Origin of the sequence: Aquibacillus saliphilus, assembly GCF_020404745.1 — a bacterium.
Classification (GTDB): domain Bacteria; phylum Bacillota; class Bacilli; order Bacillales; family Amphibacillaceae; genus Aquibacillus; species Aquibacillus saliphilus.
Genome location: NZ_JAIZAP010000006.1, coordinates 1 through 17,239 on the forward strand (window position 1 = coordinate 1; position 17,239 = coordinate 17,239).

15 protein-coding genes and 2 riboswitches are annotated in these 17,239 nt (G+C 39.9%); of the genes, 5 read left to right on the forward strand and 10 right to left on the reverse strand.

Going from position 1 to position 17,239, the window contains the following annotated elements:
- Nucleotides 1-502: 502 nt before the first annotated feature.
- Nucleotides 503-1,486 (forward strand): LacI family DNA-binding transcriptional regulator, encoded by a 984-nt coding sequence (locus LD272_RS07785; protein WP_369413950.1) that lies wholly within the window; start codon nt 503-505, stop codon nt 1,484-1,486.
- Here LD272_RS07785 and LD272_RS07790 read toward each other — a convergent pair.
- The 8 genes from LD272_RS07790 to LD272_RS07825 all read right to left on the reverse strand — a co-directional run bounded on the left by LD272_RS07790 (nt 1,483) and on the right by LD272_RS07825 (nt 11,298).
- On the reverse strand, nt 1,483-1,854 hold the full coding sequence (locus LD272_RS07790) for a hypothetical protein (protein WP_226036046.1): 372 nt from the start codon (nt 1,852-1,854) through the stop codon (nt 1,483-1,485). The two genes, LD272_RS07785 and LD272_RS07790, sit on opposite strands and share 4 nt — an antisense overlap.
- A gap of 76 nt (nt 1,855-1,930) precedes the next feature.
- A complete protein-coding gene (locus tag LD272_RS07795; RefSeq protein ID WP_226036047.1) occupies nt 1,931-2,341 on the reverse strand; it encodes a Zn-ribbon domain-containing OB-fold protein in 411 nt (136 codons plus the stop codon).
- Complete coding sequence (locus LD272_RS07800) at nt 2,338-3,504, reverse strand: thiolase family protein (RefSeq protein ID WP_226036048.1); 1,167 nt, start codon at nt 3,502-3,504, stop codon at nt 2,338-2,340. The genes LD272_RS07795 and LD272_RS07800 overlap by 4 nt, the downstream gene beginning before the upstream one ends.
- On the reverse strand, nt 3,504-5,471 hold the full coding sequence (locus tag LD272_RS07805; RefSeq protein WP_226036049.1) for an acetoacetate--CoA ligase: 1,968 nt from the start codon (nt 5,469-5,471) through the stop codon (nt 3,504-3,506). Before LD272_RS07805 ends, LD272_RS07800 begins: the two co-directional genes overlap by 1 nt.
- A 63-nt stretch (nt 5,472-5,534) precedes the next feature.
- Nucleotides 5,535-7,040, reverse strand: a complete 1,506-nt coding sequence (locus LD272_RS07810; RefSeq protein ID WP_226036050.1) for a sodium:solute symporter family protein — start codon at nt 7,038-7,040, stop codon at nt 5,535-5,537.
- A gap of 137 nt (nt 7,041-7,177) precedes the next feature.
- Complete coding sequence (locus LD272_RS07815) at nt 7,178-8,344, reverse strand: thiolase family protein (protein WP_226036051.1); 1,167 nt, start codon at nt 8,342-8,344, stop codon at nt 7,178-7,180.
- A 106-nt stretch (nt 8,345-8,450) separates the two neighbouring features.
- Nucleotides 8,451-8,556: riboswitch (SAM riboswitch) on the reverse strand.
- An 8-nt stretch (nt 8,557-8,564) separates the two neighbouring features.
- Nucleotides 8,565-8,978 carry a hypothetical protein gene (locus tag LD272_RS07820; protein ID WP_226036052.1) on the reverse strand — a complete coding sequence of 138 codons (414 nt, stop codon included), beginning with the start codon at nt 8,976-8,978 and terminating at the stop codon, nt 8,565-8,567.
- A gap of 154 nt (nt 8,979-9,132) precedes the next feature.
- A complete protein-coding gene (locus tag LD272_RS07825) occupies nt 9,133-11,298 on the reverse strand; it encodes a sensor domain-containing protein (RefSeq protein ID WP_226036053.1) in 2,166 nt (721 codons plus the stop codon).
- Between the two features lie 460 nt (nt 11,299-11,758).
- Here LD272_RS07825 and LD272_RS07830 point away from each other — a divergent pair, with 460 nt between their 5' ends.
- Complete coding sequence (locus tag LD272_RS07830; RefSeq protein ID WP_226036054.1) at nt 11,759-12,583, forward strand: Cof-type HAD-IIB family hydrolase; 825 nt, start codon at nt 11,759-11,761, stop codon at nt 12,581-12,583.
- A gap of 243 nt (nt 12,584-12,826) precedes the next feature.
- On the opposite strand, the gene LD272_RS07835 is transcribed toward LD272_RS07830, so the two are convergent.
- Nucleotides 12,827-14,356: a multicopper oxidase family protein gene (locus LD272_RS07835; RefSeq protein WP_226036055.1), complete on the reverse strand. Its 1,530-nt coding sequence runs from the start codon at nt 14,354-14,356 to the stop codon at nt 12,827-12,829.
- Between the two features lie 230 nt (nt 14,357-14,586).
- Here LD272_RS07835 and LD272_RS07840 point away from each other — a divergent pair, with 230 nt between their 5' ends.
- The 3 genes from LD272_RS07840 to LD272_RS07850 all read left to right on the forward strand — a co-directional run bounded on the left by LD272_RS07840 (nt 14,587) and on the right by LD272_RS07850 (nt 16,918).
- On the forward strand, nt 14,587-14,787 hold the full coding sequence (locus LD272_RS07840) for a hypothetical protein (protein WP_226036056.1): 201 nt from the start codon (nt 14,587-14,589) through the stop codon (nt 14,785-14,787).
- Between the two features lie 446 nt (nt 14,788-15,233).
- A riboswitch (cyclic di-GMP riboswitch) is annotated at nt 15,234-15,323 on the reverse strand.
- Nucleotides 15,324-15,557: 234 nt separating this feature from the next.
- Nucleotides 15,558-15,938 (forward strand): hypothetical protein, encoded by a 381-nt coding sequence (locus tag LD272_RS07845; protein ID WP_226036057.1) that lies wholly within the window; start codon nt 15,558-15,560, stop codon nt 15,936-15,938.
- A 155-nt stretch (nt 15,939-16,093) separates the two neighbouring features.
- Nucleotides 16,094-16,918, forward strand: a complete 825-nt coding sequence (locus LD272_RS07850; RefSeq protein ID WP_226036058.1) for a nuclease-related domain-containing protein — start codon at nt 16,094-16,096, stop codon at nt 16,916-16,918.
- Nucleotides 16,919-17,004: 86 nt separating this feature from the next.
- Here the strand turns inward: LD272_RS07850 and LD272_RS21425 are convergent, their stop codons facing one another.
- The gene (locus LD272_RS21425; RefSeq protein ID WP_255639685.1) at nt 17,005-17,127 is read right to left on the reverse strand and encodes a hypothetical protein; all 123 of its coding nucleotides are present in this window, start codon (nt 17,125-17,127) and stop codon (nt 17,005-17,007) included.
- Nucleotides 17,128-17,239: the final 112 nt, after the last annotated feature.

Genomic DNA, 17,239 nt, shown 5'->3' on the forward strand with positions numbered 1-17,239 from the left:
TGGCTGGAGAAGCGACTTGATATGGAGCAACGCATGATAACCTTGATGGTGATACCAGTTTATTTATAAGCTGGTGTCCTGGTGGGAGAATCATGCGTGACGAGGCTCTATGTCAAGTCTTATAGGGGGAATAATATAAAATTTAATAAAAAAGATAGGGAGCAATTTCCTCTGTTTAAAATAAAAAATGAAATTTTAAGAAAGATAGAGTAATTTCAAGTATGTGTCTGAAATTAAGGGGCCCAGCCGCATTTGGGGCGAATAAATGTGTATTTGGGGCGAATAGTTTACTAAAAGGGTTGAATTCACACTTTTTTCAGGCGAATCAACGTGGGGAGGCTCACGAATCTCTAGCAAAAAGCGGAATTTTTCCCAAAGCGTTATAAGATCGGTATATTTTGTCGCAATTTCTATCAACTGCGGCGATTTAAAAGTAACAACACTTACGAAAAGTACCAATATAAAAAAGAAATTACTAATTGGAGGGGATCATATCGCTACAATTCAAGAGGTTGCAAAGGCTGCCGGGGTTTCTACTGCAACCGTTTCTAGAGTGTTAAATAATCATGCATATGTTTCTCCAAAAACACGTGTTATTGTCGAAAAGGCAATTAAAAACTTAAATTATAAACCAAACATGTTAGGCAGAAATTTAAGAAGATCCAGTACGCAAATGATTCTTTTATTTCTTCCCACCATTTCTAATGCGTTTTATACAAAGGTTTTAGAAGGCGTTGAGGATACTGCTAGAAAAAATAATTACTACATCCTTCTTTGCGAGACAAATGGCAACCCAGATATTCAACGTTTTTATCTCAATATGGCTAAACAGCATTTAGTTGATGGCATTATTTCCATGGACCCAAGTGCAGAAGACATCATTTTAAATGAAACGGATCAACACATTCCTATTGTCCAGTGCGGAGAAAAAACCAATGATGACCGCATTCCTTATGTTGGTATTGATAACGTAGCAGCCGGGTATAAAGCAACAAAATATTTACTTTCGATTGGCCGTGACCGAATTTCTTTTATTAGTTCAAGTAAAACATATAATTACGATATCGACCGGAAATTAGGGTATCAACAAGCATTAGAGGAGGCTAATATACCGTTTGATCCCGAGTTAATTGAGTATAGTGATTTAGACTTTGATGCCGGGTATCAAACCATGAAAAACATACTAGCAAATAATAAAGGAATTAATGCGGTTTTCACCGTAGGGGATATGATTGCGATTGGTGCGTTAAAAGCAATTAAAGATAGCGGTCTAACTTGTCCTAACGACATAGCAGTAGTAGGAGTTGATAACATTCCCTTTGCAAGTATGATGAACCCAACACTAACTACGATTTCTCAACCGTCGTACGAAATGGGATCTAACGCAGTACGGATGTTGCTTAATAAATTAAACAACCCTGAACTAGAGGTTAAGTCAATCCTATTACCACACGAACTAATCATTCGAGATTCCACGATGGTTTAGGGACAGGCTAGTCCCACTGGGCAAGTGCGCATTTCACCGCCTCGAGTGAGAATAAATCCTGGACGAGTGCGCATTACATCGCCTCGGGTGAGAATAAACCCCGCGCGAGTGCGCATTACACGACCATGAGTGAGAATAAATCCAGGGCGAGTGCGCATTTCATCGCCTCGAGTGAGAATAAATTCTGGGCGAGTGCGCATTCCACCGCCACGGGTGAGAATAAACCCCGCGCGAGTGCGCATTACACTGCCATGAGTGAGAATAAATCCAGCGCGAGTGCGCATTACACTGCCATGAGTGAGAATAAACCCCGCGCGAGTGCGCATTACACGACCATGAGTGAGAATAAACCCCGCGCGAGTGCGCATTTCATCGCCTCGAGTGAGAATAAATACCGCGCGAGTGCGCATTACGTCAAAAAACGGGGCTCAGACCCTGTCCCACTCACCCAAAAAACGGTAACCAAGTGTCATTGCACTGCACGTAGTGGACGTTTAATGGATCTCCGATTTTTAGCTGGTTTGGTGCGTCTACCAATAAATGGGTCATCATTGATGGGCCTTCTTCAAGTTCTACTACGCCGACTATGTATGGTGTAATAGCTTGCCAGGCAGGGTGTCCTGCTCTATGGACAGTGGACCAGGTTTTCAGTTGTGCTTTTCCTGATGCTTGTTTCCACTCGAGTTGATTGCTCCAGCAATGGGGACAATGTGAACGTGGATAGAATACCCACTTCTGACAGTCCTTACAGTGTTGTAGGATAAATTCGCCTTGCTCGATTGCATCCCAAAACGGTTTTGAAATAGGTGTGATGGTTGGACCGGGGACGGTTAAATCAGCATATTTGTTCATCATCCTTCTCCTCCTAATACCAGAGCAGTAGCTTCGCTTAATGTTGCTCCATTACCTGTGATTAACGAGTATTTTGCGTCTTTTATTTGTCTTCCATCTGCTTCATTACGCAACTGGCGAACAGCCTCAATAATATGTGACATGCCACCGGCGAGGTCTGCTTGCCCAAATCCTAATTGGCCCCCGTGTGTGTTGAGTGGCCAATCGCCATCATGACCAAAGGAGTGGTTTTTCATCCAATCGCCAAACTTTCCGGGTGGACATATTCCTGCATTCTCGATTGTGGTTGCGACAACACTGGTATAACAATCATAAAGAGATAGTAAATTGATATCATGTACTTTAAAGCCCGCTTGACCTAGCGCTTGCGGAATCGCGTAGCTCAGAGGTGCTGATTTTAAATCAGGAGCCTGACTTACTGCCCGGTGGGTTACTTTTTCCCCTGCACCAAGCACGCGAACTGGGGCATGTTTTTTGTTAATGATTGCTTTGTTCGATGTAACGATTACAGCTGCACCTCCACCAACCGGCATGACAATCTCATACAAATGTAGGGGATCGACAATTAGTGGGGATTCCAAAACATCTGCAACCGTTGCAGGTTTCCCGTAAAATATTGCTTCCGGATTTTTTTGGGCATTTTTTCTAGCCCAATGGGCAATCAAGGCGAACTGCTCTTGGGTTGAGCCATATTCCGCCATATGTCTTTGCTTCAGTAAGGCGTAAGATGTATTCGCACCCGACGCTCCAAATGGTACATCAAATTCACGAATCGGATTCCGGTTTGGAGAACGTAAGGGATTGCCTTTTTCATTGATATTGGCAAGTACACAAACAACCGTTTCACACATACCGGCGTCAATCGCTGCTTGTGCTCGCCACAGCATTCCTGCACCAGTCGCTCCGCCTAGGTCAACGACATTAGACATCTTTGGTTCAAGCCCGAGGTATTCACTAACTGTTGCTGGAACATGCTGTGGTGTTTCCCCTACTTGTGGCCCGACTAGTAGACCATCAACCTGGTCTTTCTCGATACCAGCATCTTGCACTGCCAACCGAACAGATTCAGCAATCATCCCTAACGTTGTTTTTCCTTCTGTGTAGCGGGCAGGCTTCAGTTCCCCGATCCCAACAATTGCGGATGCTGGCACGTTTCGTTTAGTCATTATTGATAACTCCTTTCTGACAAACTAGCATACTGTTCTAGACATTCTGGATTTGCTAGAGAAGCCTTGTTTTTAACCAATTCCCCGCGAACAGTGGAACGAACCGCTCCCTCTACCTTTTTATTGTTATTGGTATAAGGAACATCATCGACAACATAAATACGACGCGGTACATGTCTAGGCGATGCTTTTTTCCGAACATCTGACCGAATTCGGCTCACAAGCGACTGAGCCATCTCGCCATCCTCGGTCACCACACATAGAACGATTTCTTCATCATTTTCAACCGGGAATCCGAAAACAACCGAATCCTTGATTTCTGAAATTTTTTCTACGACTCGGTAGATTTCTGCAGTTCCAATTCGAACTCCTCCTGGATTAAGCGTTGTATCTGTTCGACCATAAATAGTGATTGAACCCTCTTTTGTCTGTTCTGCCAGATCTCCATGTGTCCATATTCCTGGACGTTTGGAAAAATAGGCAGAAAAGTAGCGTTGATCCCCGTCTTCACCCCAAAAGGTAATCGGCATGCTTGGAAATGGTGTCGTACAGACTAAATCGCCTTTTTCACTCACGACCGACGCTCCTGTTTCATCCAAAATATCGACTGCCATTCCGAGAGCTTTGCATGAAATTTCACCGCGTATTACCTGATGAATTGGAGAACCCATCACAAAACAACCAATAATTTCGGTACCACCAGAAATAGATGCCAATAAGATGTCTTCCTTCACATGTTGATAGATCCAGTCATACTGTTCATTTATCAGTGGAGCACCACAAGAAAGCACACTCCGGAGTGAGGACAGATCATGATTTTCACCAACCCGGTAACTACACTTCTCTAGTGTTGCAAGATACTTGGGACTTGTACCAAAATGAGTAATCCCAATTTCTTCTGCAATTTCCCAAAGGACTCCACCACCTGTGTTCTTTGGTATTGGCGACCCATCATAGAGCAGAATTCCCGCACCACTTGCAAGTGCCGATACTAACCACGGATACATCATCCAAGCTGTATTCGTGTACCAGAAAACGACATCATTTTGCTTGATATCGCAATGGAGCTGGTGTTCTTTTACGTGTTGCAACAATGTTCCACCAACCGAATGAACGATTGCTTTCGGTAGTCCAGTCGTTCCAGATGTATAAAGAATATAAAGAGGATGATTAAACGGAACACGAGTAAAGGTTGGCACTTCTGCTTGATTCTCACAAAGCTCCTGCCAAGTTAACAGCGTTGTCGCTTGACCTGTTGCTAGATCTGCTTTTCCAGACAAAGTCACAATTGCTGACACACTGTCCAACTCATTAGATACTGCCACTAAATTATCTCGGATATCGTAAAACTTACTATTATACTGGTAATCAACCGATGCAATTAATACTTTTGGTTGCACTTGGCCGATGCGATCGACAATCCCTTTGGCGCCAAAGTCAGGTGAACATGAACTCCACACTGCACCAAGCGAGGTTGTTGCTAACAAGGCAACAAGCCCTTCGATACCATTGGTCACCACTCCCGCTACTCGGTCCCCACGACGAACACCTAGCTGACGTAAGCCTGTTTGAGCCCTTGCTACCCTTACTCGCAAATCAGCCATCGTTACCGTTCTGTTAACTCCCTGCTCATCTGCTTCGTAAACCGCCGTACGCGCGCCATCACCACGTAACAGATTTTCTGCAAAATTCAGGCTAGCACCCGGAAACCAGCTGGCACCAAGCATCCCGCCGCCTGATGCTGGGAGGAACGCTTCTTTTCCCTTTTCACCTTTGATAGTCGCAAAATCCCAGACAGCTGACCAGAACTTGTCTGATTCAGTAATCGACCACTGATGAAGACGATCATAAGGAAGCGTAGCAAATCCAATTTGCTCTCTAAATTGTGTTAAATTAGACTCCTCCACCCACTTTTCTGAAGGCTGCCACAGCACGTTATCACTAGTCACTCTAGGTTGTTCTGTCATTATTTTTCCTCCTCGTTATATCTAAACAAATCTAGGAAACTATTCACGATAGTCTCCTCCAATCTATAATTTATTAGAAAGGGTAACCGCTTCTTGATGACTTGTTTGCGTTTGAGTTACTAGACTAACTACCGCCATTACAATAAATGATGCAACAGAGCTTAAGAACATGGCGATAAAGATATTTCCAATAATACTTTGACTTGTAAAAAGAACATATAGAACCGTACCAGTAATAAGCGCTGCAACCGCTCCAGGACCATTGGACTTATTCCAGACATACCCTAAAGTGATTGGCGCGATAATACCACTAATAATCGCAGAAAAACTAAACTGAATTAAAACCGCTAACGATTCTGGTCGATCTAACGATATATATAAAGTTGCCAGACCAACAAATAGTAACGAGACCTTTGCCACCCTGACTGAGTTTCTGTCCAACACATCAGCTGGTATATGCTTTTTCGATAAAATCGGTGCCAATACTTTGTAAAAATCATTACCAATACTTGATGTGATTCCAAGATACAGACTATCCGTACTAGAAAGAATCGCTGAAATAATCCCGACAACAATAATAGCTGCTACAATTGGAGGAAACGCCTCAAGCACATAGACCGGAATGGCAGCATCTGCACTAGCTAGAGACGGGGCAAGCACCCGTGCCGCTAAGCCACCAATAACCATTAAGGTAGAAATTAAGAATAAAACAATCCCTGCTGATAACGTAAAAGGAGCCAGGTCTTCTTCTTTTTCAATTGACAATACTTTATTTAATAAGTGCGGCATTAATACAAAACTAAACAACAAAAACTGAACCGCCATAATCGCTAACACACTATTGTATGGACCTCCAGTGGATAAGGCGCCAGTCAAGTTTGGATCAATTCCTTCAAGCTTCGTTGATAGCTGACCAAATACATTAAGTCCACCACCAATCGTCCAGAATAAAGAAATTAACACAAGCACAGAAGTGACTGCCATTAAAATTCCTTGAACACCATCTGTCACTAGTTGTGCGAACGCTCCACCAAGTCCAATGTAAAGAATCGTAATTACGACACCAATGATAATTCCCCACACATAAGGGATATTAAGTACCGTTTCAAAAATGGTAGCTAACCCGACATTTTGGCCAACAATGTAATAAACGTTGAATAAAATTAATACGGTAACAAGAACTTGAAGTGCCTTACTGTTGTATCTTCTGCCAAGCCATTCCGGTAAGGTAGATACCCCGCCGAACTTTTTCCCGTATTTCCAGAAGGTTTTGGCAAATAAAAGTAATGCAATCCAAGAAACACCGAAACAACCTAATGTATACCATAGAACCGATGTACCATATTGATAAGCAAGTCCCGGAACACCAATAAATAAATTAGCACTAGCATAGGAGGCAGCAAAACTTGCTCCGACAATCACAGGACTTACCTTACCTCTTGCTGTCGCAAATCCAATCATCGATTTACTGTGACGCTTCCCTTTTTTCCCGATCCAAACAACAAGCCCAAAATAGCCGACTAATAAAATAATAATCGTCCAAAACAAAAGTCCAGTTACAGATTCCATTATTTTTTGCCCTCCCCTTTAGTAGCATAAGATTTTTTCCAGATAACGAGACCAACGACCCATAAAAAGGCGATAAGACCAAAGTAAGTTGTAAACATAGTTATAATCCCCCAAAGTTTATTTTCAAAAAAATCTTTTTACCAGCTTGTTGGAACCTCAATCAAAACAGCCATGCCCTGGCCACCACCGCCACATAAGGACGCGATACCCTTACCACCTCCGCGGCGTTTTAGTTCCTTCGCTAACGTTAAAACAAGTCGAAAACCTGTTCCGCCAAGTGGATGCCCAATCGCAATGGCTCCACCATTAACATTGACTCTGTCATAACCAATTCCAAGCTCCAGGCAACTTGCAACGACGACACTTGCAAATGCTTCATTTATTTCAAATAAATCAATATCATCCAGCGTTAGTTGGGTTTTCTCCAGTACTGCTTTGATTGCCTGTGCAGGCTTTGTATGTAAGCTTGTATCTGGACCAGCAACATCTGCCCAGCCTAAGATTCGTGCCAATGGTGTTCTCCCAAGTTCCTCCGCTTTTTGTTCGGTTGAAATAATCCCAACACTTGCTCCATCTGTCATTTGCGAGGCATTAGCAGCTGTTATCGTCCCCTCACTCCTAAACGCAGGACGCAATTTTGCTAGCTTTTCTAATGTAGAATGATGCCTAATCCCCTCATCCTCATTAATGATTTTTCCATCAAAATTTAACGAAACAATCTCATCTTGAAAGACGCCATTCCGTTGTGCCTTAGATGCTCTCTCTTGTGACGTTTGTGCAAATTGATCTTGGATTTCTCTATCAATTTGATACTCTTTATTTTTTAAATCCGTTAAGACACCCATCGATTCATCTGACAAAGAACACCATAACCCGTCGTTACTTAACGTGTCCGTAAGTGAAAGAGGACCGATTGATTGTTCTTTCCTGAAAGGCGCGGTATAAGGAGCATTTGTCATTGAATCAAATCCACCGGTGATGTACAAATCACCTTCACCAAAATGAATACGACGTACAGCATCGGAAATAGAAGCCAAACCAGCCAAACAGACGTTGTTTAACGTAATAGCAGGAGTAGACAGCGAAACTCCTGCATCCACGGCAACTTTTCTAGCCGGATTTTGCCCCTGCCCAGCTTGGAGAACTTGAGCTAATAAAACACCATCCGCCTCTTTCGCTTCAGGAATCCGCCTCACTAACTCCTTAACAGCATGCGTGCCAATTTCTTTTGCCTCTAAACCAGAAAACATTCCCTTCCACTTTCCAAACGGAGTTCTAACTCCTTCTAAGATGACTGGATTCATTGCACCTCATCCTTTCCTTTTTATCATTGATGTATGATTTTTAGACGTAAAAAAACCTCTTTCAAAAGAAAGAGGTTGAAGTGATAAACATAAAAGTAGCTCCGACCTCTTATCTTTCAGACATACTTGTCTGTTGGAAGTAGCACCGTTCCCATATAGGGTGGTTGCCGGGCATCACAGGGCCAAATCCCTCCGCCTACTCACGATAAGAGTGAAAAATTTATTCAATTGTTTTAATTATTTGATTAATTTGATATTTTAAACAGTAACAGATAACAAACAAATCTGTCAACGTTTTTTTAGATTGTGAGCATGAGGATGTTCCGGGCAAAGGAACAGGGTGGTGTGACCCCCATGAGAATAAATCCTGCGCGAGTGCGCATTCCTTGGCCTTGAGTGAGAATAAATCCAGGGCAAGCGCGCATTCCTTGGCCTTGAGTGAGAATAAATCCTGCGCGAGTGCGCATTCCCTGGCCTTGAGTGAGAATAAATCCTGCGCGAGTGCGCATTCCACTGCCCTGAATGAGAATAAATCCTGCGCGAGTGCGCATTCCTTGGCCTTGAGTGAGAATAAATCCAGGGCAAGCGCGCATTCCTGGCCTTGAGTGAGAATAAATCCTGCGCTAGTGCGCATTCCACTGCCCTGAGTGAGAATAAATCCTACGCGAGTGCGCATTCCTGGCCTTGAGTGAGAATAAATCCTACGCGAGTGCGCATTCCTGGCCTTGAGTGAGAATAAATTCCGAACAATAGCGCATTACGTAAAAAACGGAACACTGAACCTATCCCTATGTCCCGCGAACTTTGCCTGTGGGATTAGGTAGTTGATGTAACTCGGCGGGTAAAGGGTGGCAAAAATAATACCCTTGCCCCTCATCACAAAATTCTTCTTTAAGAAAGGATAGTTGGACCTCATCTTCTATTCCCTCTGCAATAACCCCTAATTTTAATTTATGGGCCAATGAAATAATAGTTGATGTAATTGCCTTTCCATTTAGGTCACTGTTAATGTCTTTAATAAAACTACGGTCTATTTTAACCCTATCAAACGAAAATTCTCTTAAGTAGCTCAGTGAAGTATAACCAGTTCCGAAATCATCAATTGATATCGAAACGCCAATTTCCTTTAACTGGAATAAAATCCTCTTCAGCGATTCACTATTTTCCATAAGAATACTTTCCGTCACTTCAAGTTCTAACCATTTTGCATCTAATCCGGTTTCTTCAAGCACTTCCTTTATTACCTCAATAAAGCTTTGGTGTTGTAGTTGAATGGTGGAAATATTTACTGATATTTTAAAGGGAGAATGCCCTAATTCCTGCCATTTTTTATTTTGAGAACACGCCATGTGAAGAACCCATTTTCCAATTGAGACAATCTGTCCACTTTCCTCTGAAATGGGGATGAATTTATCCGGAGGTATATACCCAAGTTCTGGATGGTTCCAACGTAATAATGCCTCCATGGCACTAAATTCTCCCGTCTCCAAATTTACGATTGGTTGATAATGCAACATAAGTTCCTGATTGCTTAGAGCCGTTTTTAAATCTCTTTCTATCGTAAGTTTATAGGTAGCATTTAAGTCTAACTCTCTTGAATAGACTGTATGGTTATTCTTTCCATATTTTTTTGTGTAGTACATTGCAGTGTCAGCATTTTTTATTAATTCTTCCGGACTCTCAACATTACTATCGCTAAACGCAATTCCGATACTTGCTGAGACGGATACTGAGTGCCCCATAATATCAAATGGTTCTACTATCGCCTTGTTTAGTCCCTCAGCCAATTCAATTGCGTCTTCCTCACTGGTGTTAGGTAGAAGGATAGCAAACTCATCACCCGCAAACCTGCCGACAGTATCTGTCTTACGAAGATTATCTTTTAACCTTTTTGCAATGTTTTTGAGAAACTCATCACCTAAATGGTGCCCAAGTGAATCGTTAATAAATTTAAAACGGTCTAAGTCGACAAAGAGTACGGCATAACGATAATCATTTCCTTCTGAAAGATCAAAGACTTGTTGTAGTCTATCCTCAAATAAATTTCGATTAGGCAAGTTAGTTATTGGATCATAGAAAGCTAGGTCTTCAATTTCTTTTTTATACTTAGTTTTTTCTGTAGTATCTTTAGCAATACCATACGCACCTACTACCTTGCCATCTATTAACATAGGAAATCCTGTAACGTTAATATGTTTTAATTCACCATCTTTTTGGGCGATAGTAATATCATAGTTATTTGTAACTCCATTTATTGCTTCTTCAAAATTTTCAAGGGCAATTGGTAAATCTTCAGAAATAATAAGCGGAGCAAATGACATTTTCATTAATTCATTGTTCGTATATCCTGATAATTCTTCACAACTCGGATTTACATCTGTAAACTTACCTTCTAAATCAAACGTAAAAATGGCATCCGGATTATTGTAAAAAAGAGATCTAAACCGTTCCCTGTTTTCTTTGAGATTGATTTGCGCAGTGACCTCTTCTGTTATATCAATAACTGTTCCCATGATGACTTTTTTGTCATTCATTACAGTTTGCGAGGAATGAAGTTCAACATAAATTAGACTACCATCTTTTTTAAATGCTCTTATCCGGTAGCGTTTATTGGGCACTTCACCTGTGAGTCTTTCGTTAATATTATTTTGTACTAAGGATAAATCATCAGGATGTATGATACTTTCTAACGTTGCTCTTCCGGAAATCAATTCATCTTTATCATAGCCAACAAGGTCGCAAAAACGACTATTTATATACGAATAGGCCGAGTCCTCTATTATATACATGCCTACAGGTCCATTCTGAATCAAGGATTCAAACATTTCTTTATAAAATGTAGGAGCGCTTTGATCGTTTCTATCTTTTTCGTTAACGAGGCCATCCATATCGTCTCGTAATGATTTTAGACTCAAGTTAAGATTATCATTTTTCATAGATTCAAATTTCCCCATTATACATTACCTCCAACAAGATCCAGTAATTCTAATTTAAGTTTCTGCACGCAGCAATTCAACATGGCAGGAATTATCATTTAATAACTTTAAATCAGATGAATCTTATGATTATTTCCTATTAGATTTTCAGAGAAAAACACGTAAGATAATCACATCTTTTCACAACAAATCATCCTGTGAAACCGCGATATATATATATAGCTAAAACACCTAATTTGACATGGTTTATTTTTCTAAACATACTGCTTTTTTCATGGTAATTATTATACATTACACTCACGAACCTTACTACGTAAATCAACTGTACGATAAAAATAAAACCAGAATGAAAGCTCATTCCTGCTCATGAGTGAGAATAAATCATTTTTTCCAATAGAAGGATTATAGATATTTTCCCCATTTTCATTCAAAATCTAGTAGAATAAAAACAATGTTGCAAAAAGAAAGGACTAACTAAATGCCATATAAAATGATCGTATTAGACTTAGATGATACATTACTGCGTGATGACCACACGATTTCTGATCGTACGAAACAAGCTTTAATGAAGGCACAAGAAGAAGGGGTTAAAGTAGTTCTTGCATCTGGTAGACCAACATTTGGAATGAATCCTATTGCTGACGAACTTTCCTTAGATCAATTTGGGAGCTTTATTCTCTCATTTAATGGTGGCAAGATAATAAACTATCAATCAAAAGAAGAATTGTTTAGTAGTACATTATCTGTTAAGGATGTTGAAAAATTATATGAATTAAGCCGCCGTGAAGGGGTCTATATTCATACATATGTTGGAGATGAAATTATTACAGAGGATGAAAATCCATTCACAACGATAGAGTCAGATATTACAGGGCTCCCTATTAAACTAGTAAATAAGTTTATAGAAAGCGTAACAGAACCAGTTGTTAAAACTTTAATGGTTGGTGAACCAGATAAAATGAAGCTAGTCGAAACGAAACTCCAAGCTGAATTAGCTGAAGAATTTAGTACCATGCGCTCGAAACCTTATTTTCTAGAATTCACTGAAAAAGGTGTGACAAAAGGGACAAGTCTAAACCACCTAATCCAAGCATGCGGAATTAAACGCGAAGAAGTTATTGCTATCGGTGATAGTTATAATGACCAGGCGATGATTGAATTTGCCGGTCTCGGAGTTGCGATGGGAAATGCTCCAGATGACATTAAAGAAATAGCTGATGTTGTGGCAGATTCAAATATGAATGATGGTGTTGCTAAGATCGTTGAAACGTTTGTTTTAAACAATCTAGTAACTAATAAATAATAGATTATGAATATAACAAAAGACTGGCTCATGATTACGAGCCAGTCTTTTGTTATCCACCCCTCAATGTGTAAATAAATTATGCAATAGATAGGGATAGGCTTAATAAGAATAAATCCAGAACAAGTGCGTATTCCAGACCCTTGAGTGAGAATAAATCCAGAACGAGTGCTCATTTCACATCCTTGAATGAGAATAAATCCAGGACGAATGCTCACTCAAATCAGTCCTCTTAACGCCCCATCACTCTGAATCAATCACTACAAATGGACGCATCATGTCATGGTCTTCATGTTCGAGTATGTGGCAGTGCCATACGTAATGACCTGTATATGGTCCATACTTTCCAATAACTCGGGTAATCTGTCCAGAAGGGGCCGCTATCGTGTCTTTCCAACCACGTTCGTTTGGTTCTGGTGGTTTTGGTGGCCCCGTGAATATAATTGTTTCATCTTGATTATAACGTTCCAAATCAAATGCCTGTCGACTCAAAACTTGAAATTGGATTAAGTGAATATGCATCGGATGAGTGAACCCTGTAGTATTGATAAATGACCATATTTCGGTCGTACCTACTTTTGGATTCTCTGTGATTGGGTCATTCCATTTTTTGCTATTCAGTAACAGTAGTGGTCGCCCGTATTTATCCGAAGAACCTTCAAGTGTCAAATTTCGTATTGTAGAAATTCTGTTCTGTCTTAATGAAGGAATGGTAGATAATCGTTTAGGAATGATACTTTTATCCTGTGCTGATAATGTTTTTGTGACGTTAAATTTGATGACTTCATTCGTTTCATCATCCGGACTGGCATTAGCTCCAAGATCGTTCTTCAATATGATTTCTTCACCCTCATGCTTAGAAAAATCAACGATTACATCTACACGTTCCGATGGTTCCATCGAAATCTGGTTCATCATTACAGGCCGTTCTAAAAGTCCGCCATCAGACCCAATTTGACACAACGGTTGCCCTGAATCAACATGTAACCGGTAACCACGTGTATTCGAGGCATTTAAAATTCGAAAACGGTATTTGCGCGGTTCAACCTCTAAATAGGGCCATACTTTTCCGTTGACCAAAATCGTATCCCCTGTAAAAGCTGGAACAATCGAAGGATTTGGTAAATCATTAGATGCATTCTCAGGTTGCATCGGATAAGAAAGAGAACCATCCCTGTTAAACGAGCGATCCTGGATGATCAATGGAAGTTCATATTTTCCGGATGGCAGCTTTAATGATTTTTCATGTTTATCTCGTATGATATAGGCACCAGCAAGTCCTGCATAGTTGTTAAGCCTCGTTATCCCCATCGCATGGTCATGATACCAAAGCATTGTCGCCCTTTGCTGATTGTGGTATTCGGAAACCTCTCCTTTGAAAAATGGACCTACCTCTTCGTACCCTCTTGTGAACCATGCCTCTGGATACCCATCACTTGCTGAAGCAGTTTCTCCACCATGCAAGTGGGTTACAGTTCGTACCTCAGGAAGTTTCGGGTCTAGTATCGATTGATCAACCGGCAAAAAATGTTTATTAGGAAGATGGTTAATCCATTTCACTTTAATCGACTCGTTCCGATTGACCTCAATTGTCGGGCCTGGAAATTGACGATTATACCCCCATAAGCGTGTTGGGGGTAAGTCCCTGTGCAACTTTTGGAAAAACTCCTGCATCCTTACTTCATAATAGTTGCCATCAACCGTATTTCGTCTCGTCTTCAACGTTTCTGGAATCGGCAAGCTATCAACAAATTTTTTCAGTTTACGAGTCATTTTCACACCCCTAGTAGTTGTTATTACTACATTAGATGATAAACGCACAGGTTTCGGAAGGGCGGATGCAACAGGTTGATCAATTATTCTCACTGCATCGAACTTTTTCTAAAAAAATAATTTGATTAAAGATGGGTCGAAAATTGATTTTTAGTAAAAAAGTAATGTATATCGACTTGTTTAAATGGGAATAGTAATAACATACATTCCGAAGGCGGTGAATTATTTCAATGCTATATGCACGGGCACGTACTCACGGAGATCCAATCTTTTGGAACACCTTGGATTTTCGAAAAGACTTTAAATTACAACAACACCAATTCACAGACCACTATCGTATAGTAGATCCGGAGAACTACCGTGTTGATACGGGGTTAGATGAGAGCTCAATGAGAAATATTTTCCTGCAAATAACAGAAAATGTTGACTAACAAACCAATAATAAATGTAACGACTAAATGATAACGATTACACATGTACTTCACTTTAATATGTGTACAATTACAGTCTTTGCAAAGTAAATAGACAACAGTAAGGCAATATACCTATGGAGATGAATCTACTGAGGTATGTCGCTTTACTGTTTGTGACCACGAGTAGCGGGTTAAGACCTTATTTTTCCTTAACCGTGGTTACCAGATACCATGGTAATTTTGTGAAAATAGCACAAAAAAAGAGTCGCTATCAAGTAGCAACTCTTCCCAAACTAACTAATATCTTTCTGATATATGATTACACCGGACACAAGGTCCACCGCTAATGTTATACTTATGGATTCCTTTGATCCGGCATTTTATAATCCGTTTAAAATACTCGCGCATAAGCTAATCCCCCCTAGAAACTTCAGAATAATGAATCCTTTTAAGATACGATTATCTTCGGTAACTAGACTGCCATAACTCATCCAGAGAGCGTTAGGTTCTTAGTTTTGCGTCCTTACCTTTCGATAAGTTTGCCTTTTCGTCATGATTACTATAAATCTATTATAGTTAATTTTTACTATTTTTTCAATTGATTCGACAATAATTCCTATTTTTTGACAATCGACCGAATGACACCAGCTTTTAACCTTATTATTGGATTTGATTAAATTAACTACATTATGTTTCAAGATAAGGTGGTATAATAAGCACAAGCCTTCTCATATCTTCTAGTTAGGTCTTTCAGGCAAAACTAATCCAATAAGCGAGGAGAGTTTATCATGTCAGTGAAAAACAATGTTATTGATTTCAGCGACTATAAACGAAAAAGAAATGGATTAGATAAACCGATGTTTGATGAACCAGTAAAAATTTATGTTGGAGATCCGAGTCATCCTAACGCGCATCGCAAGTACAGGGTTGTCTGTAACTTTGTTCGGTTCGACCGTCAATTTTTGGCACTAGAGTGTGAGGATAAACAAGCAGAACACAATGTTATAGTAGAAGGAATCATGGAGAATGGCTCTTTAGCTCAAGTAATCCCGATTAAAGATACGGAATATCCAGAAATTGAAGCACTATTCAAACAGATTTTCTCTACAATTAAAAAAACAGCTCCAAATCAAAAAAACGCTTTGAAATTAGCTCTTAAAAGGCATTAAACCAAATGGCAAGGGGACCGGCACTGGTTCTCCTTGCTTCATCTATTTAATCTCAAGCCTTCAATCAATAACAACTCGAGATAAAACTCATCATAGTAACAAGCCCCTCATACCTTTTACCTATTTAGGAAAAACAACATTTCAAGGAGAAGATTATGTTATTATTTTTAAATTTTTTAAAGAAAAAGAAAAAAGACAAAACAGAACCTAATCAATCTAAAATTACATCACCAATTCCCAAAAAGAGCAATGAACAGATTGCAACTAGAAAAGGTGAAATAGGAGAATACAAGATTGATATACAACTGGACCAGCTGCCAAAAGATTATCGCTACTTAAGTGATTTGCTCGTAAGAAATCCTAAAGCAAAATCAGGATATTCACAAATTGATCATGTGGTTATGACTCCATATGGAATCTTCGCGATTGAAACGAAAAACTATCAGGGTACCATTTATGGCGGAAAAGACCGAAAGACATGGTTGGTTAATGGCAAATTCAAAATGATGAACCCTTTTGTACAAAACTATGGACATATCAAAGCATTAACATCATTGATTGACAAAAAATACCACAATTTATTTATATCGATGGTGTCTTTTACGAAACGTTGTACATTTAAAGTGGGCTTAGATTATCGCAAAATAGCCTCAACTGAAATTATCGTCTATGACATCGAGTTGTCCGAGTTTATTCATCGAAAAGTCTCTGTCTTAAAAATTCAACACAAACAGCCTCTTTTAAATGAAAATGACATCTCAGCAATTTATCATGCCTTTTCCAAAGCAAACATTATTGATTCTAAAATCAGAAACGACCATAAACATGCATTAAATACAAATGTATCACCAGCAAGAACTAACTCACGCGCTACTTGCACCATTTGTAATAAGCCTGTTTCAGATAAGGTTAAGACGTATTGCCTATCGAATAAAAAATTCGACGGTAAAATCTATTGTTATGATCATCAGAAAACTTAGTAAGCATTAAGCCTTCCTTCCTAGGAGGAACCACCGTGGAGGCACACAGTTTAATAGTTAAAACTATATTAAACTCTGCTTCCATGTCATTTACTATATTCCTCTGTATTTGTTTCTAGCCATCCAACAATATCGGATAGTGTTGTCTTTCCCTCTGCAACGGCAACAGTAAATTCCTCAATCTTTTGATCGTTCTTTTTAAGTTTCAAACCATTCTTCTTTAAAAAAACATCCGTCGAAGCAAGAGCTGTCCGCTTATATCATAAATCGTTCAATATCTATTAAACTCACAAAACAGGCCCACTTCCTCAAATGGAAATG